General features: G+C 63.3%; 22 protein-coding genes and 1 pseudogene. 13 read left to right on the top strand and 10 right to left on the bottom strand.

The features are described from left to right. Positions 1-29: 29 nt before the first annotated feature. Positions 30-302 (top strand): HalOD1 output domain-containing protein, encoded by a 273-nt coding sequence (locus AArcSt11_RS00275; RefSeq protein ID WP_250593621.1) that lies wholly within the window; start codon positions 30-32, stop codon positions 300-302. Between the two features lie 29 nt (positions 303-331). Here AArcSt11_RS00275 and AArcSt11_RS00270 read toward each other — a convergent pair whose 3' ends face one another. The 3 genes from AArcSt11_RS00270 to eif1A are packed head-to-tail and all read right to left on the bottom strand — an operon-like array spanning position 332 to position 2,083. Beyond that, a complete protein-coding gene (locus tag AArcSt11_RS00270) occupies positions 332-871 on the bottom strand; it encodes a GNAT family N-acetyltransferase (protein ID WP_250593620.1) in 540 nt (179 codons plus the stop codon). After that, positions 868-1,746 (bottom strand): serine/threonine-protein kinase Rio1, encoded by an 879-nt coding sequence (rio1, locus tag AArcSt11_RS00265; RefSeq protein WP_250593619.1) that lies wholly within the window; start codon positions 1,744-1,746, stop codon positions 868-870. Before rio1 ends, AArcSt11_RS00270 begins: the two co-directional genes overlap by 4 nt. Before the next feature lie 52 nt (positions 1,747-1,798). Further along, positions 1,799-2,083: a translation initiation factor eIF-1A gene (eif1A, locus tag AArcSt11_RS00260; protein ID WP_250593618.1), complete on the bottom strand. Its 285-nt coding sequence runs from the start codon at positions 2,081-2,083 to the stop codon at positions 1,799-1,801. 95 nt (positions 2,084-2,178) lie between these two features. Between eif1A and AArcSt11_RS00255 the strand changes: the two genes are divergently transcribed. Together AArcSt11_RS00255 and AArcSt11_RS00250 are read left to right on the top strand one after the other, a co-directional pair. Next, positions 2,179-2,367 carry a DUF7470 family protein gene (locus tag AArcSt11_RS00255; RefSeq protein ID WP_250593617.1) on the top strand — a complete coding sequence of 63 codons (189 nt, stop codon included), beginning with the start codon at positions 2,179-2,181 and terminating at the stop codon, positions 2,365-2,367. Positions 2,368-2,889: 522 nt separating this feature from the next. Continuing rightward, the gene (locus AArcSt11_RS00250; RefSeq protein ID WP_250593616.1) at positions 2,890-3,732 is read left to right on the top strand and encodes a class I SAM-dependent methyltransferase; all 843 of its coding nucleotides are present in this window, start codon (positions 2,890-2,892) and stop codon (positions 3,730-3,732) included. 429 nt (positions 3,733-4,161) lie between these two features. Here AArcSt11_RS00250 and AArcSt11_RS00245 read toward each other — a convergent pair whose 3' ends face one another. Next, on the bottom strand, positions 4,162-6,156 hold the full coding sequence (locus AArcSt11_RS00245) for a DUF460 domain-containing protein (RefSeq protein ID WP_250593615.1): 1,995 nt from the start codon (positions 6,154-6,156) through the stop codon (positions 4,162-4,164). Positions 6,157-6,198: 42 nt separating this feature from the next. Beyond that, the gene (gene rnz, locus AArcSt11_RS00240; protein ID WP_250593614.1) at positions 6,199-7,125 is read right to left on the bottom strand and encodes a ribonuclease Z; all 927 of its coding nucleotides are present in this window, start codon (positions 7,123-7,125) and stop codon (positions 6,199-6,201) included. Between the two features lie 85 nt (positions 7,126-7,210). Between rnz and AArcSt11_RS00235 the strand changes: the two genes are divergently transcribed. Continuing rightward, the gene (locus AArcSt11_RS00235; RefSeq protein WP_250593613.1) at positions 7,211-8,230 is read left to right on the top strand and encodes an AAA family ATPase; all 1,020 of its coding nucleotides are present in this window, start codon (positions 7,211-7,213) and stop codon (positions 8,228-8,230) included. 77 nt (positions 8,231-8,307) lie between these two features. On the opposite strand, the gene AArcSt11_RS00230 is transcribed toward AArcSt11_RS00235, so the two are convergent. Beyond that, positions 8,308-9,378, bottom strand: a complete 1,071-nt coding sequence (locus AArcSt11_RS00230) for a methyltransferase domain-containing protein (RefSeq protein ID WP_250593612.1) — start codon at positions 9,376-9,378, stop codon at positions 8,308-8,310. Positions 9,379-9,516: 138 nt separating this feature from the next. Here AArcSt11_RS00230 and AArcSt11_RS00225 point away from each other — a divergent pair, with 138 nt between their 5' ends. Together AArcSt11_RS00225 and AArcSt11_RS00220 are read left to right on the top strand one after the other, a co-directional pair. Next, a complete protein-coding gene (locus AArcSt11_RS00225; RefSeq protein ID WP_238478537.1) occupies positions 9,517-10,077 on the top strand; it encodes a TATA-box-binding protein in 561 nt (186 codons plus the stop codon). A 65-nt stretch (positions 10,078-10,142) separates the two neighbouring features. After that, positions 10,143-10,505: a DUF7473 family protein gene (locus tag AArcSt11_RS00220; RefSeq protein WP_250593611.1), complete on the top strand. Its 363-nt coding sequence runs from the start codon at positions 10,143-10,145 to the stop codon at positions 10,503-10,505. 1 nt (position 10,506) lies between these two features. Here AArcSt11_RS00220 and hisG read toward each other — a convergent pair whose 3' ends face one another. After that, entirely contained in the window at positions 10,507-11,367 is an 861-nt protein-coding gene (hisG, locus tag AArcSt11_RS00215; RefSeq protein ID WP_250593610.1) for an ATP phosphoribosyltransferase, read from the bottom strand. 125 nt (positions 11,368-11,492) lie between these two features. On the opposite strand from hisG, the gene AArcSt11_RS00210 reads away from it, so the two are divergent. Next, positions 11,493-11,705 (top strand): antitoxin VapB family protein, encoded by a 213-nt coding sequence (locus AArcSt11_RS00210; RefSeq protein WP_250593609.1) that lies wholly within the window; start codon positions 11,493-11,495, stop codon positions 11,703-11,705. Then, positions 11,702-12,091, top strand: a complete 390-nt coding sequence (locus AArcSt11_RS00205) for a type II toxin-antitoxin system VapC family toxin (RefSeq protein WP_250593608.1) — start codon at positions 11,702-11,704, stop codon at positions 12,089-12,091. Before AArcSt11_RS00210 ends, AArcSt11_RS00205 begins: the two co-directional genes overlap by 4 nt. 61 nt (positions 12,092-12,152) lie before the next feature. Here AArcSt11_RS00205 and AArcSt11_RS00200 read toward each other — a convergent pair. After that, positions 12,153-12,278 (bottom strand): annotated as a pseudogene (locus tag AArcSt11_RS00200) (ATP phosphoribosyltransferase); the annotation flags it as partial. Between the two features lie 128 nt (positions 12,279-12,406). Here AArcSt11_RS00200 and AArcSt11_RS00195 point away from each other — a divergent pair. The 3 genes from AArcSt11_RS00195 (at position 12,407) to AArcSt11_RS00185 (ending at position 16,079) form a co-directional block, all read left to right on the top strand. After that, positions 12,407-13,660, top strand: coding sequence for a threonine synthase (locus AArcSt11_RS00195; RefSeq protein ID WP_250593607.1), 1,254 nt, complete (start codon positions 12,407-12,409; stop codon positions 13,658-13,660). Between the two features lie 48 nt (positions 13,661-13,708). Further along, positions 13,709-15,010, top strand: coding sequence for an amidohydrolase (locus AArcSt11_RS00190; RefSeq protein ID WP_250593606.1), 1,302 nt, complete (start codon positions 13,709-13,711; stop codon positions 15,008-15,010). A 139-nt stretch (positions 15,011-15,149) separates the two neighbouring features. Next, complete coding sequence (locus tag AArcSt11_RS00185; protein WP_250593605.1) at positions 15,150-16,079, top strand: hypothetical protein; 930 nt, start codon at positions 15,150-15,152, stop codon at positions 16,077-16,079. A gap of 21 nt (positions 16,080-16,100) precedes the next feature. On the opposite strand, the gene AArcSt11_RS00180 is transcribed toward AArcSt11_RS00185, so the two are convergent. Continuing rightward, the gene (locus AArcSt11_RS00180; protein WP_250593604.1) at positions 16,101-17,420 is read right to left on the bottom strand and encodes an MATE family efflux transporter; all 1,320 of its coding nucleotides are present in this window, start codon (positions 17,418-17,420) and stop codon (positions 16,101-16,103) included. A gap of 109 nt (positions 17,421-17,529) precedes the next feature. Between AArcSt11_RS00180 and AArcSt11_RS16910 the strand changes: the two genes are divergently transcribed. After that, positions 17,530-17,652 carry a hypothetical protein gene (locus tag AArcSt11_RS16910; protein WP_259371223.1) on the top strand — a complete coding sequence of 41 codons (123 nt, stop codon included), beginning with the start codon at positions 17,530-17,532 and terminating at the stop codon, positions 17,650-17,652. A 373-nt stretch (positions 17,653-18,025) separates the two neighbouring features. Next, on the top strand, positions 18,026-19,183 hold the full coding sequence (locus tag AArcSt11_RS00175) for a hypothetical protein (RefSeq protein ID WP_250593603.1): 1,158 nt from the start codon (positions 18,026-18,028) through the stop codon (positions 19,181-19,183). Between the two features lie 885 nt (positions 19,184-20,068). On the opposite strand, the gene AArcSt11_RS00170 is transcribed toward AArcSt11_RS00175, so the two are convergent. After that, on the bottom strand, positions 20,069-20,317 hold the full coding sequence (locus tag AArcSt11_RS00170) for a hypothetical protein (RefSeq protein ID WP_250593602.1): 249 nt from the start codon (positions 20,315-20,317) through the stop codon (positions 20,069-20,071). Positions 20,318-21,312 lie beyond the last annotated feature (995 nt).

Genomic DNA, 21,312 nt, shown 5'->3' with positions numbered 1-21,312 from the left:
TTATCCGTCTCGCCGCGGAAACAGCTATCATGGAAGACGACCCCGAGAGCGAAATCATCCATCGAGAGTTCGACACCGACGTCGAAAACCCGGCGACACAGGTTGTCGAAGCCGTCGCCGAGGTCGAGGGAACGGAGCAGACGGAGCTAACTCCGATCTGGAGCTGTGTGGACAGTGTGCTCGTCAATCTCTTTTCGAATCCTCCCTCGCCTGAAGCGCAGATGGAGATCGATTTCAGTTACGAGGGGTACCGCATTACTGTCGGACAGAACGGCAGCGCAACGTTTGTCAAAACCTCGTGACGATCGACGGGGCCCGCGAACCGGAGCCCTCACCGCATCCGTTTCTCGAAGTGGACGAGTTCGTACTCGCCCATCGTCGACTCGCCGACCTGCTCGTACCCCGCGCTCGGATAGAACGCGATTGCCTTTTGCTGTCGGCGGGCGGTCGTCGCCAGTATCGGGTCGAATCCCGCCGTCGTGATCCGCGATTCGAGTGCCGTGAGGAGGTCATGGGCGTACCCTCGTCCCTGCGCGGCAGGATGGACGCGCATGCGGTGGAGCTCTGCCGCGCCGGGGACCGTGCGCTCGTCCTCGTAGCCCGCCTCGCTTGGCAGGTAGCCGCCGATCGCGACGACGGAGCCGTCGTGGGTCGTAATCGCCGCCGAGTCCTCACTGTCCAGTGGCTCCGGGAGGACGCCGACGAGGAACTCGCCCCCTCGGTCCAGATACGACGCCGCGACGTCCGCGAGGTCGCCACTGCCGGGGATGTCGTCGGGATCAGTCTCTGTTTCGGCCAGCGCCAGTTCGTCGACACGCCGGACCGCGGTCGCGTCTTGCGGCTCGAACGGTCGACACTGGAGACCGCTCATGGTTCGGCGTTCTCGTGAACCCACTCCAGCAGCTCGTCGCCCGTGATCTCCATTCCCTGCCGGCCGAAGAAGGAGGCGACGTTCTCGCAGTCGCGTTCTAAGAACTCCTCGGCGTTCGGATGGTGGATCGTCACCGCCTGCCCGACGTCGATCACGACCAGTTCGCCATCGTAAAAGAGCACGTTGTACTCGCTGAGATCGCCGTGGACGAGTCCGGCTCCGTAGAGCCGTTTGATGTACTCGCGAACCACCTCGAAGGCCGTTTCGGGGTTCTCGATTGAGACCTCGGTGAGTCGTTTCGCCCGCCCGTCCTCGGTGCCGATGTACTCCATGATGAGGACGTTTCGCTGGGCGGTGATCGGTCGGGGGACCCGGACGCCCGCTTTCCGGGCGCGTTCGAGGTTCGAGAGCTCCTTGCGCGTCCAGGCCATCACGATCTTCTTCTTGTCGCCGAGCTCCTCGAAGCGCGGGTCGCCCACCAGATACTCCCGCATGTCCTGGAAGTTGGTCGCGCGGGTGCGATACACCTTCATCGCGACCTCCTCTTCGCCCGCTCGGAGCATCTCCAGCGAGCGCTCACCGGCGAGTGCGTTGTAGACGTTGGCCTCCTTGCCCGTCGAGAGCGGCCCGCCGATGGCGTCGACGTAGCCGTCCTGAACAAGCTTGTACAGGGCGGCGAAGGTGGCGTCGTCGAAGGCACCATCGTCGACCTTGAACCGGTCGGAGTCTTTGATCCGTTTCCGGAACTGGTCGAACTCTCTGTCGCGTTCGCGGGCGATTCGGTCGGCTTCCGTGTCGGTGACGTCGATCTGCTCGAACTCGTCACCCGGCGCGTCGGACTCGTCGGGTTCGAGCAGGCCGTACTCGCCTGTCATCTACTCACGGGTACGGAATCCAGCGGTAAAAGGCTGCGTTCTGTGCGCTCGACTACCGAATGTGGCCTTCGTCGCGAAGCTGGTCGGCTTCCTGTTTCTCGTAGCGCCACGTGATGTCCGCTTTTTCGTCCTGCCAGTCCCACGGCTCGACGAGCACGACGTCGTCCTCGCGGATCCAGATGCGTTTTTGCATCTTGCCGGGGATTCGGGCGGTCCGTTCCTCGCCGTCCGCACAGCGTACCTTTACGCGGTTCGCGCCGAGCATGTTCGTGACTTCGGCAAAGACCTCGTCGTCGTCGGGCATCCGGAGGTCGTTTCGTCCGTTGTCGTCGCTCATACGCGGATATTGGACAGGTGTGGTTTTAAACCCGATGGAGTCGGTTCCGCCTCGAAACCACCGGATTATTGTACGCGCCCCGACCAGCGAGAGGTATGCTCAAGAAACTCGGTGCGGTCGGCATCGTCGGCCTGCTGGCACTGCTCGGCGGAATCGTCCTGATCGCCTACGAGAGTCTCGTGATCGCTGGCGGGCTGGCGCTCGTGCTGGCCGGGCTCGGGCTGATGGTCCGCTCGCTGATCCAGAGCGTGCTCGGCTCGATGGGGATGGGCGGGATGTTCTAGAGATTGGTCTGGTACCTTTTTGCTCACAGGGAGATACAGGATTTTGACAGTGATGATCCGTTTTCAGGCTCTGTCAATAGCCTGAAAGCCCCCGTACTGCTCGGCGGCCCTGTTGAAATCCTTAGAAAGTGTACTCTGCCCCGGTCGCGGTCAATATCGGAGGGGCATACATACTGCGACCAGTGACAACCCATCTGGAATCAATCAGAAGTTCGGTCAAATATGTAGAGCAATAATACAGGATAATACCCTCTCACACCGAAGAACATGAAACAGCCGCTTACTACACACTGGTACTGATCTGTTGATTGGTTCACACCTATCAGTTTTGGTCGGGATCGATCGCTTCGTTGTGCAGTTTTCGATCACTGACAGAGAATCGGCATTTTCAATAAGAACCACCGATGTCTTAGTTGCAGACCGCACCCACTTCTGCTGTCCAACGGTGGTGATAGCGATGCAATTATCACTGATCCGGTGTACCGTTATTCGAGTACTCACAGCCAGTGGAGGGGAACGACGATGAAGCCCATTCCGCTGGACGACCTCCCGACTCACTCGTCGTGGGCAACCTACCTGCTCGGTGCGGTCGATGACCCTCCGCGTGATCCGGACCTGTTCACCGGGACCGAGACGTACGAAAACATCTACGAATATCTCCTCAAATCCTATCGGGAGAACTCTCCGTCGTATGAAGAATTCGTCCGGCAGACTCGCGGAAACGGGCGGGACGAACAGAGCCTCATATCCATCGAGGAGGAACTGTTCCTCGTTGACGACGCTGAACTCGTTAAGCGAGATAGAACTGTCGTCAGGGAGGCTCTTTCACCGGTTTTGGATGGTGGGGAGACGGTGCTTGACCTCGGCTGTGGCTGGGGCTGGACGCTTGGTGCAATCGCCGATGCATTCCCGGACGTCCAGGTCGTTGGCGGTGAGTACAATACGGCAGGCGTCGAGTTGGCCCGCGAACTGCACGCAGACGACGACCGTATCTCCGTCGCGCAGTTCGACTTCTATGGCGATTGGAGCCTACTCGATGCTGTTTCCGGTGACGAAGACACAGTGATGTTCACGAAGGGCGCGTTCGTGACGCTGCCCGAGGCAGGACCAACCGTCGAACGCTTCGAAGAACTCGTGCAAGCGGGCGACCTGCAAGCGGGCGCTCACCTCGAACAGATTGGACCACATCCGGAAACTGTACTTGGAATCCTTCGGAAGCGGTACGCCCAGGAGCGAGGCTACAGCATGGACTTGCTCGGCCATCTCGAAGATGCGTCTTCACTCACTATCACCGACACAGCATACGACGTGCTGGGCGACAACCCACTGCATCCGCTGACCGAGATTCAGTGGCAATCCGGCTGAGGTTGGTTGCAGCCGTTCGACAGCAAACACGACAATTGTACGTAACCCTACCGATCCAGTCAATTAGTACTGATGGCTACCATCACTTGCTCCAGAATCCGCCCTCAACCTCATTCGCTGGCCCGAGTCTCTCACCGAGTTCGCTCAGTCATATTTCAACAGAGCCACAGAGACGAATCGTGCCAAGGCTCTCTCATCACCTGAAAGCCCCCGCACCGCTCGGCGGCTCTGCGCCCGTGCGCTCCTCGCGTCGCTGCGGTGCTAACTGGCCGCGGACCCGCCGACCGGCACGGCCCCTTTCGATCCACCCCCACAGCCTCGTCCTCCCCAGCCGATTCCTCACTCGCAGGACTCGTTCGTCATCCCTCGCACGGCGCTGGCTCGGCATAGACGCCTCGCCAGCGCGCGCCACCGCGCCGGTTGTTGGGATTACAGTTCGGTCGCCCGGCTGTCCCGCTCGTCGTCGGCCCGATGCTCGCTGATAAGCTGGTCGACCATCTCAGTCGTCTGCTCCTTGCGCCGGTCTTCGGCCCGGTCCTCCCAGTCGTCGATCACGTCCTCGACGTCCGATTCGCGGGCGACCGCGAGCTCGTCGACCTCCTGCATCCGGACGTCCGAGACCGGGCCGACCGGGATTCCGTGCTCGAAGAGGATCTCGTCGGCGACCTCCGAGAGGTTCCCGCCGTTTTTCAGGACGGCGCGTGGCTGGACCTCGACCAGCCGTTCGGCGGTGCTGCGGCCCGCGCCGCTGGCATCCCGGAGGTAGATCACGTCGTCCTCGGCGAGGCCGTACTGCTCGTGGGCGGTTTCGAGCGCGTTCGTGGTGAACTTTGCGACGGGTTTGATCGGGATCAGATCCTTCTTTTTCGCGGAGACGTCCGCAAAATTCGAGTGATCGAGCTTCCAGAGCTCTTTCAGGCGTTCTAATTTCCCTTCGAGTGCCTCGTTGCGCTCCTCGGCTTCCTCTATCTCGCGTTCGAGCCGTTCGTTCGCGCGCTGGAGCCGGGTGACCTCGCGCCGTTCCCGCGCGTTCTCGCGTTCCTCGCGGCGTGCGTCGGAAAGTTCGTCTTCCAAGTCGGCGATCCGGTCGTCCTTCTCGTCGATCGTCCCTTCGAGGCTCTCGACGTGCTCTTCGAGCCGTTCGACCTGCCGTTCGAGGTCGCGGATGCGTTTTTCCTCGGCGGTGAGCTCGCGTGGCGTGTGCTCGGTGGGCTCTTCGTCCGCTCCCTCGTCCTCGCGGCGGCTGTCGATCGCCGCCTCGACCGACACGTCGTTGCGCACGACGTCTGCCGTGACCTCGCCGCGATCGAACTCGGCGGGCACCTTGCGGGCGATCCGGCGGAACTGGTCCTCGTGGTCGTCGAAGGCAAAGAGGGCGGCGGCCATCGCGTCGCGCTCGTGGTCGTTGTCGTAGCCGTGCTCGCGGGTGCGGTGCTGTTTCGTATCGATCGGCAGATCCGAGTCGGGCGTCCACGCCGCGGCGTCGAAACTGCGGCGGATCTTCTCGACGGTCTCGGGCATCGGCGTGACGTCCGCGGCGAGCACGATGGGCCGCCCGCGCTCGATGATCCACTCGATCACGGCGGCGGTGTCGGCGGTGCGCGTGCTCAGCACGTCCAGCAGGTCGCCGTCGAGCGAGACCACGGCGACGGCGGTCGTCGTGCCGGGGTCGATCCCCACCACGACGTGGTCCCGGCGCTTGACCAGCGGTTCGAACTCGATGCCGTCCCGGCGCTCGCGCTCGATCTCGACGCGGGTGTCGCCCGAGCGGTGCCGCGAGACCGGAATCTCCCCGGGCCGGGCCGTCACCATGAATACGGCGTTGCTGTAGCCGCCGTACTTCTCCGTGACGTCCTTTTCGTATTCCAGATTCGCCTCGTCGAGCGCGCTCTCGACCTCGCGGGCCCGGCGTTTCACCGAGCCGTGGATCCGGCGGGTGTAGCGGTCCTCGCTCCAGCCGCCGCTGCCGGTCGAGCGCCCGCGCGAGACCTTGACCTGGGTGGTGTCGGTAAACGCCGAGACCTCGTAGCCGACGTTGCCCGCGGCGAGTCGTGCCGCGGCCTCTGCCTCCTGCATCGGGTCCTTGCCGTAGGGGACGCCGTGGCGCCTGGCGACCCGCGAGAGCGGTTCGGGCTGTTCGTCGCCGGTCACCTGCACCAGCCGGGTCCCGTCGGGCAGGTCACCGAGAAACCCGACGAGGGCGTCCTTGTTCTCGGCGAGTTCGTACATGTTATCCGTCGCGAGCATCGCCGGCTCGCGGTCGTCGATCAGCCGCCGGAGCTTGCGGTAGCTGACGACGTCGCGCTCTATCGACTCGCCGTCGTAGATACACAGCGCGTAGGAGGGTGCGGATCCGCGCACGTCACCGCTCTGGATGTCGATGCCGAAAACCACGGCATCGAGCGCACTCGTTCGGTGGCTCACGGACCGTGGTAGGGGATGGTCGAAAGTGAATGTTGTCCTCGTCTAGCTATCGGGAAACGGCACGTCGACCGTCTCGCCGTCCTCGGGCACGAATACGTCGCCGTCGAACGCTGTGCGGGCTTCCTGCAGGTGGTCGCTCACGTCGCCGGTGTACCGCGAAGAGATGTGAACGAGTGCGAGTCGTTTGGCGTTCGCGCGGCGGGCGACCGCGGCGGCCTCGCTCGCCGTCGAGTGGCCGGTCTTGCGGGCGCGGTCCTGTCGGTCCTCGGCGAAGGTGGCGTCGTGGACGAGCAGGTCGGCGTCCGTGGCGATCTCGACGGTCTCGTCGACCGGGCGGGTATCGCCGGTGTAGACGAATTTCCGGCCCGGTCGGGGCTCGCCGACAACCTGCTCGGGTTTGACAACGGTGCCATCATCGAGTTCGACCGGCTTGCCGTCGTGGAGCCGTGAGAACTTCGGCCCGACGGGGACGCCCAGCTCTTCGGCATGCTCGCGGTCGAATCGGCCCTTTCGGTCGTCCTCGACAAGCGCGTAGCCGACCGCGGTCGTCCGGTGCTCGACGGGGAAGGTCCGGACCGCATACTCGTCGGTTCGGAGCGCCACGTCGTCGTCGCCGACCTCGTTGAGCCGGAGGGGAAAGGAGGGACGACCGCCTGCGGACTCGATGAAGGCCTTGATCTGGCCTTTCGTACCCGGTGGGACGTGAATCGTCATCGCGGCCTCGCGGTCGTTGAAGTCCATCGTGTCCAGCAGGCCCGGGATCCCGTAGGTGTGATCGCCGTGGGTGTGGGTGAGAAAGAGATGAGAGACGTCGAAACCGGTGCCAAAGCGCATCATCTGGCGCTGGGTGCCCTCGGCGCAGTCAAAGAGGAGGTGATCGCCCTCGCGGGCGACCGAGATCGCGCTGGGGTTGCGTCTGGTCGTCGGCACGGCCCCGCTGGTCCCCAGAAACGTCACGCGAAGCGTCATTACCTCATGCTGGTCGCCGGTCGGGTAAACCGGCTTCGGATCCCGACCGACCGATTCTTACCCTCGGGGTCGCTACGAGGGTGTGATGGACTCGCCGCTGTGGACCGACGTGCACGCCCCGTCGCTGGACGAGCTGCCCCAGGACGATGTCCGCGAGTATCTCCAGCGTGGCGTCGACGAGCCGCTGAACCTCGTGTTACACGGCCCACCGGGCAGCGGCAAGACTGCCGCGGTCCGCGCGCTCGCCGCCGAAGCACACGAGAACCCCGACAACGACCTCATCGAGATCAACGTCGCGGACTTCTTCGACCGCACGAAAACCGAGATCAAAAACGACGAGCGGTTCGCCTCGTTTCTGGAGGGGCGAAGCTCGATGGCGAAACGCGACATGATCAACCACGTCCTCAAGGAGTCGGCCAGCTACGCGCCGGTCTCGGGGACCTACAAGACGATCGTGCTGGACAACGCCGAAGCGATCCGCGAGGACTTCCAGCAGGCGCTGCGTCGGGTGATGGAGCGTCACCACAAAACGACCCAGTTCGTCATCACGACGCGCCAGCCGACCAAGCTCATCCCGCCGATCCGCTCGCGGTGTTTTCCTGTTCCTGTTCGCGCGCCGACCCACGACGAGATCGCGGAGATCTTAGAGCGGATCGCGACCGCGGAGGACGCCGAGTTCGACGAGAACGGCCTCAAGTTCATCGCGGGCTACGCCGATGGCGACCTCCGGAAGGCGATCCTGGGCGCACAGACCACCTACGAGAAAGAGGGCGAGATCACCCGCACTGCTGCCTACGAGGTGCTCGGCGATCTGGGCACCGACGATCAGGTCAAGGAGATGCTAGACGCCGCCGAAGCGGGCGAGTTCACCGACGCCCGCTCGACGCTCGACGACCTGCTCGTCGACGAGGGGCTCTCGGGCGAGGAGGTCCTCGAAGACGTCCTGCGCATCGCCCAGTCACGGTACGACGGCGACAAGCAGACGAAGCTCTACCGGATGGCCGGCGAGATCGACATGGATCTCACCGAGGGGACGAACGATCGGCTCCACGTCTCACATCTGCTCTCGCAACTGCCGGAGCTGGCGTGGGCGAACGAGGCCTGACCTCGATTTTTGTAGTAATACACTTCGAAGCGTGTAGTAATACGCTTCAATAGTTGTAGTATTGGTAGAAGGGCCATTTACTCGCTACTCAGCACCAGCACGTACCGCGTCAGCGAGCGATGGACCCGACGCTCGAAGCGCGCGTCGACGGTCCAGCCCGCCGCCCGCGCTTCGGTTTCCCACGAGCGATCAGCGACGACGACCGCCCGGTCGGCGATCCGACGTGCCTCTGCGAGCGCGCCCGCAACGAGCTCCGCGAGATCGAGATTGGCGATCTTCGACTGGCGGCCGTAGGGCGCGTCGAAGACTACAGCGTCGGCGGCGTCGTCCGCGAGCGGCAGGGCGGTGGCGTCACCGCGCATTGTGCCGAGGACGCGCTCGTCGGGGACCAGCTCGGCGAGGTTCTGCGCCGTTCCGCGGGCCATCTTCGCCTGTGCGTCGACGCCGAGCACCGATCCGCCCACAAGGCCGCCCTCGATCAGGACGCCGCCGGTGCCACACATTGGATCGACGAGCGTCGTGCCCGGGCGCGCCCCGGCGATGTTCACCAGCGCGCGGGCCAGCAGCGGGTCCATGCTGCCGGGCTGGAAGAAGGGTCGGTCGGTCGGTGCGCGCGAGCCGTACTCGCGGACGCTCTCGACCGCGAGCCAGCCCAGCGCGCAGAGGTCGTCGGGATCGTCTTCGACGGGAATGGGGTCCGCCGTCCCCGTCGTGACGGCCTCGCGCGGGTCGATATCGCCGTCGCGCTCCCACGCCGATTCGTCGGTGAAGACGGCCCGCAGGACGTGATCGGGATCGTCGAGATCGACTGTAAAGCCCCGACTGACGAGCACGTCGCCGAGCGCGCGCTCGACACGCTGGGTGTCGACGCCGGTGCTCGAGCGGACGTCGACTGCGCGCACCGCCACCGTCCCCTCGCGGTCCAGCGGTGCGGCAGTGAGCAGTGCTTCGGCGCTGTCGACGTCCGCGTCGGTCGTTCCGACGAGCTCGCTCGCGCGGCGGGTGTACGCGAGCTTCGAAACCGTCTCGCGGTCGATGGCGCGCGCCGTGACGACGCCCGGCGCAACCAGTTCGGGATCGCTGGCGGCGCTAGCAGCCTCGCGGGCCGCAAATCGGTCGTCTTCGCCGCCGAGTTCCAGCAGGTACACACCCCACTCTGGGCCGTGCGCGCTCAAGAATCGGCCGGTTTCGCCCGTCGTTTCGCCGTACTGACCTACAAATTTGCCAACGAGTCGTTCCGTGGCATGAACCTTTATAAACCTTAAATACAACCTTTAAAACGAACTATGAGCGACCCCAAGGAAACTATCAATATCGAAAACGTCGTCGCGTCGACGGGCATCGGACAGGAGCTCGACCTCCAGAGCGTCGCAATGGACCTCGAGGGCGCGGATTACGATCCCGAGCAGTTCCCCGGCCTCGTCTACCGCACGCAGGAACCCAAGTCGGCCGCACTGATCTTCCGATCGGGCAAGATCGTCTGTACCGGCGCGAAATCGACCGACGACGTCCACGAGAGTCTGCGTATCGTCTTCGACAAGCTTCGTGACCTCGAGATCAACGTCAACGAGGACCCCGAAATTGTCGTCCAGAACATCGTCACGTCCGCGGATCTGGGTCACAACCTCAACCTGAACGCGATCGCGATCGGGCTGGGGCTGGAAAACATCGAGTACGAGCCCGAGCAGTTCCCCGGCCTCGTCTACCGACTCGACGATCCGGAGGTCGTTGCACTACTCTTTGGTAGCGGGAAACTCGTCATCACCGGCGGCAAACAGCCCGTCGACGCCGAGCACGCCGTCGACAAGATCGTCTCCCGACTCGAAGATCTCGGCTTGCTGGAGTAGGGCTCTATACTTCGCTTTCGCCGATAGATCAGCATCTACAAGTTTCATCGCCGGAACGTCACACTATGATCTTCCCTGCGCTCTCGGTCGTTCCGGACACGGTCCCGGCCGTGCTTGGGACCTTACTCATCGCGACCGTCTTCTACGGTATCACCGCGCATCTCGCCGCCCGGTACGTGCTCGGTGACGTCAGGATCGAGCACGGCCTGATGGTCGGGGCAGTCCCGGCGTCGATCATCGTCGTCGGTATCCAGTTACTTGGCACCGGCGCGGGGATCGCGATCGTCGTTCTCGCCGCGATCGTCGCCGACTTCCTCGCGATCGAGCGGCTCTACGACACGGAGCGGCGCTTCGCCGCCATGATCACCGTCGTCCACTTCGCGATCAGCGTCCTGCTCGGGAGCGTGCTCGCTTCCGTGTTCGTCTGAGCTACTCGACGAGCCGCTCGATTTCGGTCACGAGGATATCGCTTGCCCCTTCCGATTTCACCTCGGTGATGACCTCGAAGACGTCCCGCTCGTCGACGACTGCGTGGACGGCGACCTTCCCGTCCTTGCCGTTCCCGCTCGCGATGTCCATGACAGTTGGGCCGCCCATGCCGGGGATCACGTCCTGCACCGCATCGAGGCGCTCTTCGGGGACGTTCATCATCAGGTAGCGTTTGCCGTCGGCGCTCAGCACCGATTCGAGTGCGGTCTCGATCTGCCCGACCTTGTCGTCGTCGGCCACGTCATCGCGGGCGAACAGCCGCACCGAACTCGCGAGGACCTCGTCGATGATTCCTAACCTGTTTACTTTGAGCGTCGTCCCCGTGCTCGTGATATCGATGATCGCGTCGGCCATCTCGACGTGGGGGGTGAGTTCGGTCGCGCCGGTCACCTCGACGATGTGGGGGTCGACGCCCTGCTCGTCGAAGTAGTTCCGGGCGATCGTCGGGAACTCGGTGGCGACTTTCTTCCCATCGAGCTGTTCGACGCGCTCGATATCGCCGTCCTCGGGCGATGCAAGCACGAGGCGACACTGACCAAAGCCGAGATCCAGCAGTTCGGTGACGTTGTCCGGATCGGACTCGGCGATCTGATCGTGGCCGGTGATGCCCACGTCCGCTGCACCGTCGCTCACGTATTTGGGAATATCTGCGGCACGGGCAAAGAGCAGGGTGACGTCCGGATCGACCGTGTCGGCGTACAGTTTGCGGTCCGCGCCGTCGACGACGTGCAGGCCCGCACGCTCCAGAAGATCGAGTGCTGGCTCGTGAAGACGACCCTTGTTGGGGACAGCGATTCGCATTGATGATGGGTTGACCGTCCTGCGTGAACTGTGTTTCGGCCTCAGTCTGTCAGTCCCACGGGGTACCATTGCGGGCCTAAGCGGGGAAACAACGAAGTATTCGTAGTGTATACATTGATGTATACATGAGTGACAAGACGATCCGAGTCTCCGAGCGAACCTGGGAGAAGCTGCAGGCCCGAAAGCGTGGGAACGAGAGCTTCGAGGACGTAATCGAACGTGAACTCGAAGACGACGATCCACTCGCGGGGTTCGGAGCCTGGAGTGAGACGAAGATTGACGAGGCCGTAGAGGAAGTCAAGCACGAAATGGACGACGACTTCGAGTCCAGTACATGAAAGTGCTCGATAGCAGCTTCTGTGCCGAATTCCTTCGGGGATACGACCACGCGAAACGGTACCGGATGGACCATCAGGACGAGGCGTTCGTTCTTCCAGCAATCGGGCTGTACGAACTGTATCACGGTGCACTCAAAACTGACCGCAACCCCATCGAAATCGAACAAGATCTACCATGGGTGGAACGGATCGAATACACGCCCGAACACGCTCTCGAAGGAGCACGGATCCGGAACGAACTGGAAAAAAACGGACAACGGATCCAGCATCCGGACATGATGATCGCTGGCGTCGCACGCTTTTTCGACGCTCCGGTCGTCACGACCGATGGCGGATTCGAGGCGGTCGAGGGACTCGTCGTCGAGAATCCGCGAGAACTGTACTGACCGGCCCCAGATGTGACTGACACCGGTTCGATTAACTTCCGACCCCCCAAATCCCGACCCAGTCCGGATCGACCGTGTCGGCGTACAGTTTTCGGTCCGCACCGTCGACGACGTGTAGGCCCGCACGCTCTAGTAGATCGATCGACGGCTCGTGCAGGCGGCCCTTGTTGGGGACAACGACTCGCATACCGCCGCTTAGAGGCCACGGAATGAATTACGTTCTTTCGCGGCGCATGTGGGCTACTCTCCGCGCCCTTCCGTTCGCGGCACAGCCGGACCCCAGTCGATATGTATCACCGCGCCAAACCGGATGTCGTGACCTATGGATCGGATCACGCATTGACGTGTCGGGCGTGCGGGACGATGGTCGAGCCCGCCGACCGCTCGCCGTCCTGTCCCGACTGCGGAGGAGATCTCGAGGTGAGGATGCAGCCACTCCCTGCGGAACTGCCTGGAGACGCTGGGGGGAACGCGCCAGCGGATCTGCGGCGGTATGAGGGGTTCCTGCCGACCGCCGGAACGTCGTTCGTCTCGATGGGTGAGGGGTGGACACCGCTGGTCAACGCCCCGACGCTTGCTGACGCTTCCGCGTCGGATGCCAGCCAACCGGTGCCGGATATTCGCCTGAAAAACGAGACGACGAACCCGACATGGTCGTGGAAAGACCGGGTCGCCGCGCTTGTCGTCTCCCATGCCGTCGCCAGCGGTGCCGACCGAATCGCGACAGCCTCTTCAGGCAATCAGGGGTGCGCAATCGCGGCCTACGCCGCCCGTGCTGGGATCGACCGTGTCCTCGTGTGTGCCTCGCCGTCGAGCGAGCCGCCTCACTGCAGGCAGATGCGCGCACACGGCGCAGCGGTCGTGACGCTGTCCGAGTACGACGGCCGGCGATCCCTCCTTGAGGCACTCGCGGATCGGGGCTGGTTCGTCGCCTATGACCTTCCCGAATGGTTCGGCGGACAGCCGTACGTCTACGAAGGCTACAGGACGATCGCGTTCGAGCTCGTTGAGCAGCTCGGCGGTGTCCCCGACACCGTTGCAGTTCCGGTCGGGTCAGGTGCTGGGATCTACGGCGTCTGGAAGGGGTTCCGGGAGCTGACAGCGGCAGGCATCGTCGACGAGACGCCGCGGCTGTTTAGCGCCGAGTCGACAGAGCGCCATCCGCTGGCCTGCGCGTACAACGCGAACGAGGAGACCGTCGGCTTCGACCACGGGCCGGAACCGATCAGCACATCGACGATGGCACCGACCGCCGACGATCGCGCGCTCGATGCCGTCCGCGAGTCCGGCGGTGCAGCCTACGTTGTCGATCGCGAGGCTGTCGAGGCGGCAATCCGGGCGTGCGGGCGCGACGGCGTGTTCCTCGAACCCGCTTCGGGGCTCGCCGCCGCTGCGGTATCGCGGGCGCTCGCGGACGGAGCGATCGATCCGGACGAGACGATAGTCACGATCGGCTCTGGTGCCGGCATTTCTTGGCCCGAAACGACCGCAGGGGCGGTGGGGCGAGCGCCGACCGTCGAGCCGTCAATCGAGGCCGTCGCCGACGCTGTCTCGTTCTCGCTTGACTGACCGCTCGGGACCGCGTGGATTAACACCCGCGGGCGTGAATCGGCGTCCATGACGACACTCCGTATCGCGGGTGGGAAGGTGATCCGCCCCGACATGAGCGTGACTGAGGCCGACGTGCTGGTCGATCAGGCCGCAGGCGAGATCCTGGAGATCGGCCCGGACGTCGAGGGCGAGGACGAATATTTAGATGCCAGGGGGTCGCTGGTGATCCCCGGCCTCGTGAATGGCCACTGTCACGTCGCGATGACGCTCTTGCGGGGCTACGCCGACGACAAGCCACTCGATCGCTGGCTCCAGGAGGACATCTGGCCGACCGAGGCGGAGTTGACGCCTGCGGACGTCTGCGCGGGGACGAAACTCGGCGTACTGGAGATGATCAAGTCCGGGACGACCGCCTTCGGCGATATGTACTTCATGGTCCCCAGCATCGTCGAGGCGATCGAGGAGAGCGGCCTGCGCGCCCGCGTCGGCCACGCCGCGATCACCGTCGCCAAGGACGACGAAGCGGCCGCCGAGGACGTCCAGACGAGCGTCGAGATCGCCGGCCAGTACGACGACAGCGAGGACGACCTCGTCAGTTCGGCCGTGATGCCCCACAGCCTGACGACCGTCGCCACCGAGTACTTCAGCGACTTCGCGGAGGGTGCACGCAGCCTCGACGTCCCGCTGCACTACCACGCCAACGAGACGGCTGACGAGGTCGACCCGATCGTCGACAAAGAAGGGCTACGGCCGCTCGAACTCGCCGACGAGCACGGCCTGCTCGGGGCCGACGACTATCTCGCACACTGCGTGCACGTCGACGAGACCGAGATCGACCTGCTTGCCGAGTCCGGTGCCTCCGCGATCCACTGCCCGGCCTCGAACATGAAACTCGCCAGCGGGATGGCTCCCGTACAGGAAATGCTCGATGCGGGCGTCACGGTCGGTCTCGGCACGGACGGCGCGGCCTCGAACAACGACCTCGACATGTTCGACGAGATCCGCGACGCCGCCATGGTCGGCAAACTCGCGGCCGACGACGCCAGCGCGGTCGACGCCGAAACCGCGTTCTCGCTCGCGACGACCGGTAGCGCCGACGCGCTCGGCTTCGACAGTGGGCGCATCGAGGAGGGCGCGAACGCCGACCTCGCAGTGATCGATCTGGACGCCCCGCGCCTGGCACCGCCCCACGACCTCGTGAGCCATCTGGCCTATGCTGTCTCGGGCTCTGACGTGCGCCATACGGTCGTCGACGGTGAAATCCTGATGCGCGACCGTGAGGTCCTCACGCTCGACGAAGATGCCGTGATCGCCGAGGCCACTGACCACGCGGCGTCGCTGGTTGCGCGAGCGGAGGGGGACGGTTGACCAGGTTGAACTAAACGTTTACAATCCGTTTTAAACGCTGTAACTATTTTTGAAGCTCTTGGTTGGTATCCGGAGGGTGTTGTAAACCGACTGAACAGGGTGGCTACTTTATCATACTGACCTGTCTGTATACGGGTAGATGACACGAGATCGTGCGCAGCTGTTTGCCATCGTCGGCGCGGTCCTGATGATCGCGTCGCTCCTGGCACCGGCCGCCGCGGGAGCGGCTGTGGCGGAGGAAGAACCGGGCGATTTGACCATCGACGTCGAGGACAACGTCGTCACGATCGCTGACGACGACGGCCCCGTCGATAACGCGACGGTGATCGTCGAGCAGGTCGACGATGACGCCGACGAGGAAGACTCCGAGGAAGAAGACGTTGAAGACGACGACGCTGACGAGTCGGTCGATGAGGACTCCGAGGAAGAGGACGCTGAAGATGACGACGCCGACGACGCTGACGAGTCGGATGAGGAAGACTCCGAGGAAGAGGACGCTGAAGATGACGACGCCGACGACGCTGACGAGTCGGATGAGGAATCATACGAATACGACGGCACGGGCGAGTACGAGACTGACGAAGACGGTCAGGTCGAACTCCCCGCACCCGAACAGGAAGTCGACGTCACCGTGACGGCTGAAGACGGTGACCAGACTGCCGAGACGACGGCGACCCTGACGCTCGACGACCCGGCGACGAACTTCGGACAGGAAGTCTCCTCGTTCGTCGCTGACCTGCAGGACCAGGACACGAGCGGCCCGATGGGCCTCCACGTTGCGGAGTTCGTCACGGAGAACAACCCAGCGGCTGACAACATCCCTGACCACGCCGGTCCGCCTGAGCACGCCGGGCCGGGCGGTGACGACGACGGCGAACAGGGTCCACCAGCCCATGCTGGCCCGGGCGATGACGACGACAGCGAGCAGGGCCCACCGGCCCACGCTGGCCCGGGCGGTGACGATACAGACGAGGATGATGACACGGATGACGACGCGGAGGACGACACTGAGGGCGACGATGAGACCGAAGACGATGACGAAACCGACGGCGACGACGCGGACGCCTGATCGGCGGTAGTTCTTTTTTGCTTACTCGTCACCAGCAGTGTCGAGACTCCCGCGTTCGCGCATCATTCGGGTGCCGCGTTCGATCCAGTTGCGCCGGTAGTAGACGCCCCCGAGCACGAGATCGCGCCAGAGGTAGTCCGCGACGATGGCGACGTAGGCGGCGACGACGCCGTACTCCAGCCACACGCCGCCGACGTAGGTCATGCCGAGCAGAAAGACGAAGGTCCCGGTCACCTTGGCAACGAAGGGCGAGCGCGTCTCGCTGCCGCCCCGGAGCGACCCGGCAAGGATGGCGTAGGGGGCGATCAGCACGGTGGCGACGGCATAGGCTCGTGCGAAGTCGGCGGCGTAGCCGATGGTCACAGGATCGCGGGTGAACAGACTGACGAACGCCTCGGCCTGGAAGAAGAGGACCGCACCGAGTCCGCCGACCGTGATCGCACCGAGCGCGGTGGTTGCCAGCCCGTCGTAGTACGCCGTCTCGGCTTCCCCACGGCCCAGTGCCTGTCCGACGAGGACGTTCGCGGCGACACCGTAGCCCCGCGAGAGCGGCGCGGCGATCTGCTGGTAGAGCCGCATTCCGATGTGGTAGGCGGCGTTGACTTCGGTGCCAAAGGCCAGCAAGATCGCGTTGAACGGGAACTGCGCGACGACCTCGGAAAGTCCTTCGGCGATCCGTGGCGCGCTGATCAGCACCAGTTGCTTCGCGATCACGAGATCCGAGGGCTGGACGAGCGTGATCGGAGTCCGCTCGCTCGCGAGCACGAGCAGGAAGGTGAGCGCGGCGAGGACGTCCGCCACCGCCGTGGCGATGGCGATGCCGACGACGCCGTACTCGGGGAGCCCGGCGACGCCAAACGCCAGCCCGACCGTGAGCCCGATGTTCAGCGCGTTCGCGGCGAGGTTGACGTACATCGGCGTGCGTGTGTCGCCGGTCCCCTGGATCGACCGCGCGGCGATCAGGGTGACGTGACGCGCGGGCGAGGACAGCAGGATGATCGCCAGATAGCTCGCGCCGATCAGCACGACCTCGCGCTCGGCTCCCAGCACACTGATCGCCACCTGATCGAAGAGGAGGCCGAAGGCGGCAAACGGGATCCCGGCGAGCACGCCCAGCGTGAGCGCGGTACTCACTGCCTCGTCGCGGTTGGCGGTCGCGCCGCTGCCCGTGTCCTGGCTCGACAGGGCGATCGCGCCGTCCCCGACGCCCAGACCGAACCAGAGCGGCAGGCGGGCGTAGATGTCGGCGAGGCCGACGGCGGCGACAGCGGCGGGCGAAAAGACCCCGGCGACGATCACGTCGGTCGTCCGCATCAGCGTCCGAAGGACTTGTTCGGTCATTACCGGCCACGAGAGATCGAAAACCGATCGCCAGACCGAACGCAGGCGCGGCCACTTGGTCGGCACCTTGAACCACTTACTCACGGTGGCAGGTTAACCGAGCGTGTAGTTGAACGTTGAGGAAGGGGAAGCTGCGGTCATGGCTGACGACTATGCGGTCACCGAGAGCGAGATGCAGATTGCCCACGATGTCCTCGAAAATAACTACGATGAGGGGTTCTCGCCCGCCTAGACGCGATCGCTTGTCGCTCGTGCGGTCCACGCCCGCCCTGTTCAGAGTTCGGTTCTGACACGCTGTCGGAACCGAGGAGAAAACAGGCGGGTGTCAAGCGTTGCTTGTGCTATCTGGTGTAGGCTTCAGCCCCGGCCTCAAGGGCCGAGGCATCCGCCTCGCGACCTTGATAAAGACATCCGTAAGCTGAATCAAAGTATTTATAGTGGAGTAATAACGTTATATTAAACACAATCTATGTATCAAAGAGGTAACGACGACCGGCGGTATCCGGTCAACCGAGGTGCGGCCATCAGAGTTTCCCCCACAACGGAACCTGCGGACTTGCGGGAGCCACGCCGTCAGAATGGCCGCGAACACCGAGAATGAGATAATGCGGAAGCTTATCAACAAGGCAAAGAAGCCACTCAAAAACGTACTGAAGCCCCTCGCACCGGTGATCGTCGTCGGGATTACCGTTGCAATGATGATCGTCCTACTGGTGCTGGCAATGGACTGGGGGTATCTGGCCCCGGCCGTCGGTGTTCCGTTCGCCGAGAGCACGATCCAACCGATCAGAGTGCTCTTTCTGTCCGGATTTCTCGTCGGGGTCCTCTTTGGTTCTCTCGCCTTGCTGTATCGCCGGTACCGGGAGGCCCTTGCCGATCGCTGGGACGGCTATTCGACGTGGCTAAAATCGATGATCGCCGGCGTCGCCTCGTCGCTCCTCACGGCAGTAGGGCTCGGTGTAGCCGTCGCTCTCGATTGGATCCCGATTTCACTCGTGTTCTTTGGTGTGCTGGTCACCTGGCCGATAGTCGTCGGAATGATCCTGCTCGGCTACAGGCGCGGTCCGCGGTCCACCAGTGCGGGAACTTCGATTCGAACCGCGTACGTACTCACACGGGGACTTGAACCACGCACTCTCTCGGCTATCGTCGGATTGCTCGTCGCCATCGCGACCGGGCTTATCGTTTCGGGAATCGCCAACTGGTGGGTCGGTGGCGTCTCACTCTGGATCCCTGTCGTCCTCGCTGGCGTGACCTGGGCGGCAATCACGCTGGTTGCCTACAATCGGTACGATGCGGCGCTGGTCGAGCGGACGGAGCTTACGATTGAACGCTTGCAACCGTCTAGCTCGCGTGCAGTTACCGAACTGACCGTCGCGAACACGGCCGGACGAACCGTCGATCTCTCTTCGGCCTTGATTCGCGATACGGACCTCGATCTGTACCGGCCTGAGTTTGCGATGACGCTCAAACCAGGCCAGCAAGGAACGTTCGAGATCACGGGTGATTTTTCGCTCGAGCCGAACGACGACTCAACCGAACTGCCGCTGGGATATGACCTCAAACTCGGCGCCGACACGCCGGCAATCTTCACGACCGACGGTGCAGTACACTACCTGCAATGGACGGAGAATACTGCACAGGTGATCGGGCGTGATAGCGCCGATCACCTGGTCACAGACGACCGGGGAACGACTAGGGACGCGAGTTCGAGAACGGGCCGAACCCCACCGGCCGCCGGTGAGGGGGTTCCTCAGGATTGAACAGATGCGAAGATACCACTTTGGTCACACTTCGTGTCCGTTCGAGCAACCAAAATCGATCGACAGTGAGTGCTGAAACATCATGCGCCAAACCGTCCCCCACCTCGACGACACAACCGATGAAACCGAGTCCGTACTCCGGGACGTCACGGTCGGGTCGAGCTGGTCGTCGCCGACGCAGCGACAAGCTGTTGCCTCCGACGTAACTGGCGCCGCCGACACGGATCGGAACGCCGAGGACGGTGAAGGCCACCAAAGCACCGCAGGAGTTACTCTTCGCCAACGTCAGATTACCAGGACGGATGCGGCGGGATTCGACAATCAGTTCGCCCTTCGCATTCTGACGCGACGGGCCTCGGTTCCGCTTCGCGTACGACCGAAGTCAGCCGGGGAGTCCGAACAGGTACGATCGCCACAGGATCCGAACACGGACGAGCCCTCTAATCGAGTCGGACCGCAGGTGAAATTGCTCGAGGGATGGGATCAGGATCGTGGTTCACAGGCGGATGCAGAGTCACGGTCATCCCCGCCAACTTTTCTTCCGGAATCGGAAACGACTGCTCCCGGACTACCTGGTCACGGGAGCGACGATGTCTCGTCGGCATCTCGGGCGACCTCCTGGAATGGACCGACTAGTGCCGTAACCGAATCAGCCGATTCTGGGCAACGAGCGCCGAATGACGGCAACAGCGGTGAACATCGTGACGATCGGCCAGGGCCGAAGACCTCTGAGGCCGACGAATCGCCTCGAAACATGGGGACAGATCCCGATATGCGGTTCGCAACCGACGAACCGACAGGGCAGGAAGCCGACAATTCAGTTGAACAGGCCGCACCGCTCGAGACAGGGACGGACGGACGCACGAGAGTGTTGTCTGAGAACCCTCAATATTCGACGACCGATGCGCGGGATTCGACATCGATTAGGAACGACTCGCCACCGTGGAACTCGACGGGTATCTCACAGTCTCGATCCGACGAGGCGGCGTGGAACGTTACTGACGGGGTGGTGCCTTCGGGGGACCAGTCCCGCGTGTCGACACGTGAACTGACCAGTGCCGATGAGCGTTCCGCACCGACACCGATTGACGCCGTTTCACGTACGGACTCGTCGTCTTCGTCGTGGACGAACACAGTGGCCGAACAACGCCAACTGGGCGCAGTAGGAAGTGAATCGACGCCCTTCGTATCGAATGATGAGAAAAGTTCGCAGTCTCGCGACGTCGGCGCGAGTGGGTTGGGTATTCGTCGCGATCGAACCCGGCGATTGAGGGATACGGTCGGCCAGCGAGCGGGTGCAACGTTCGATCAATCGGCCCGTACAGGGAGCGAACCGGATTTCAGGGATTCATCGATCGGGTCGACGTCCGGAAATGGCTGGACGAACGAGCTAGTTCACCCGTCAACGGCACCGGAGGTACGCGACCTCTCGATGCTACCAGACGCTCAAAACGATGACGTAGACCGAGGGCGTCCCACTTCTGGAGGTGCGGAGCATCCTTCGACTCCAGAGAGTCCCAAGAGGGCTAGTACACCAGAATATCTTGAGAAGTCCACAACTTCAGAGAGTCCGGAGGTCCCTCACGTGTTTGCTGAAGGGACACGAAAGCCGGTCACACCGCTGCTAAACGCGCAGCATCGAACGGGACAGACGGAGGAGGCAGCCGTTATGAGCAACTCCCACGGATTGTCGTCATCCCACGCTGCGAGTCCAGACCACGCACGTTGGACAGGTCGAAAAGCCATGACACCTTCACCGGAGACTGTCGCCGTGAACCGATTCATCCAGCCAGGAGACGGTTGGATCGGCAGTAAAGCGTCAGTCGACCTCACCGTGGGAAGCAGTGGACGGACCGATCGGAATTCTACTGATCAACGGCAGTCGTTCACCGTCCGAGACCGGAGTAAATCAGGAGTCCATGGAACCGAGGTCGCATCCACGACCGACCGTGCTGAAAACGGGTCCTCGGGTGGAGCGGCCCTGAGGAGGTCGGCGGGTAGTCTCGACGTTCGGCCGAAATCGGCCGATGTGGCTGATCCAGTAACCACCCGATCGGCAACGGACAGCGGAACCGCGAGACTGGAATCTGGGATCGTGAGACGGCAGCGATCGATGACGTACCTGACGG

It is taken from the genome of Natranaeroarchaeum aerophilus (assembly GCF_023638055.1).
Lineage (GTDB): Archaea > Halobacteriota > Halobacteria > Halobacteriales > Natronoarchaeaceae > Natranaeroarchaeum > Natranaeroarchaeum aerophilum.
The sequence above is the reverse complement of the archived record's forward strand: the minus strand, read 5'-3'. Positions and strand labels throughout refer to the sequence as shown.

Coding starts and splice junctions, on each gene's coding strand:
- AArcSt11_RS00275 (WP_250593621.1), top strand. CDS start 30: ATGGAAGACGACCCCGAGAGCGAAATCATCCATCGAGAGTTCGACACC.
- AArcSt11_RS00270 (WP_250593620.1), bottom strand. CDS start 871: ATGAGCGGTCTCCAGTGTCGACCGTTCGAGCCGCAAGACGCGACCGCG.
- rio1 (WP_250593619.1), bottom strand. CDS start 1,746: ATGACAGGCGAGTACGGCCTGCTCGAACCCGACGAGTCCGACGCGCCG.
- eif1A (WP_250593618.1), bottom strand. CDS start 2,083: ATGAGCGACGACAACGGACGAAACGACCTCCGGATGCCCGACGACGAC.
- AArcSt11_RS00255 (WP_250593617.1), top strand. CDS start 2,179: ATGCTCAAGAAACTCGGTGCGGTCGGCATCGTCGGCCTGCTGGCACTG.
- AArcSt11_RS00250 (WP_250593616.1), top strand. CDS start 2,890: ATGAAGCCCATTCCGCTGGACGACCTCCCGACTCACTCGTCGTGGGCA.
- rnz (WP_250593614.1), bottom strand. CDS start 7,125: ATGACGCTTCGCGTGACGTTTCTGGGGACCAGCGGGGCCGTGCCGACG.
- AArcSt11_RS00235 (WP_250593613.1), top strand. CDS start 7,211: ATGGACTCGCCGCTGTGGACCGACGTGCACGCCCCGTCGCTGGACGAG.
- AArcSt11_RS00225 (WP_238478537.1), top strand. CDS start 9,517: ATGAGCGACCCCAAGGAAACTATCAATATCGAAAACGTCGTCGCGTCG.
- AArcSt11_RS00220 (WP_250593611.1), top strand. CDS start 10,143: ATGATCTTCCCTGCGCTCTCGGTCGTTCCGGACACGGTCCCGGCCGTG.
- hisG (WP_250593610.1), bottom strand. CDS start 11,367: ATGCGAATCGCTGTCCCCAACAAGGGTCGTCTTCACGAGCCAGCACTC.
- AArcSt11_RS00210 (WP_250593609.1), top strand. CDS start 11,493: ATGAGTGACAAGACGATCCGAGTCTCCGAGCGAACCTGGGAGAAGCTG.
- AArcSt11_RS00205 (WP_250593608.1), top strand. CDS start 11,702: ATGAAAGTGCTCGATAGCAGCTTCTGTGCCGAATTCCTTCGGGGATAC.
- AArcSt11_RS00190 (WP_250593606.1), top strand. CDS start 13,709: ATGACGACACTCCGTATCGCGGGTGGGAAGGTGATCCGCCCCGACATG.
- AArcSt11_RS00185 (WP_250593605.1), top strand. CDS start 15,150: ATGACACGAGATCGTGCGCAGCTGTTTGCCATCGTCGGCGCGGTCCTG.
- AArcSt11_RS00180 (WP_250593604.1), bottom strand. CDS start 17,420: ATGACCGAACAAGTCCTTCGGACGCTGATGCGGACGACCGACGTGATC.
- AArcSt11_RS00175 (WP_250593603.1), top strand. CDS start 18,026: ATGCGGAAGCTTATCAACAAGGCAAAGAAGCCACTCAAAAACGTACTG.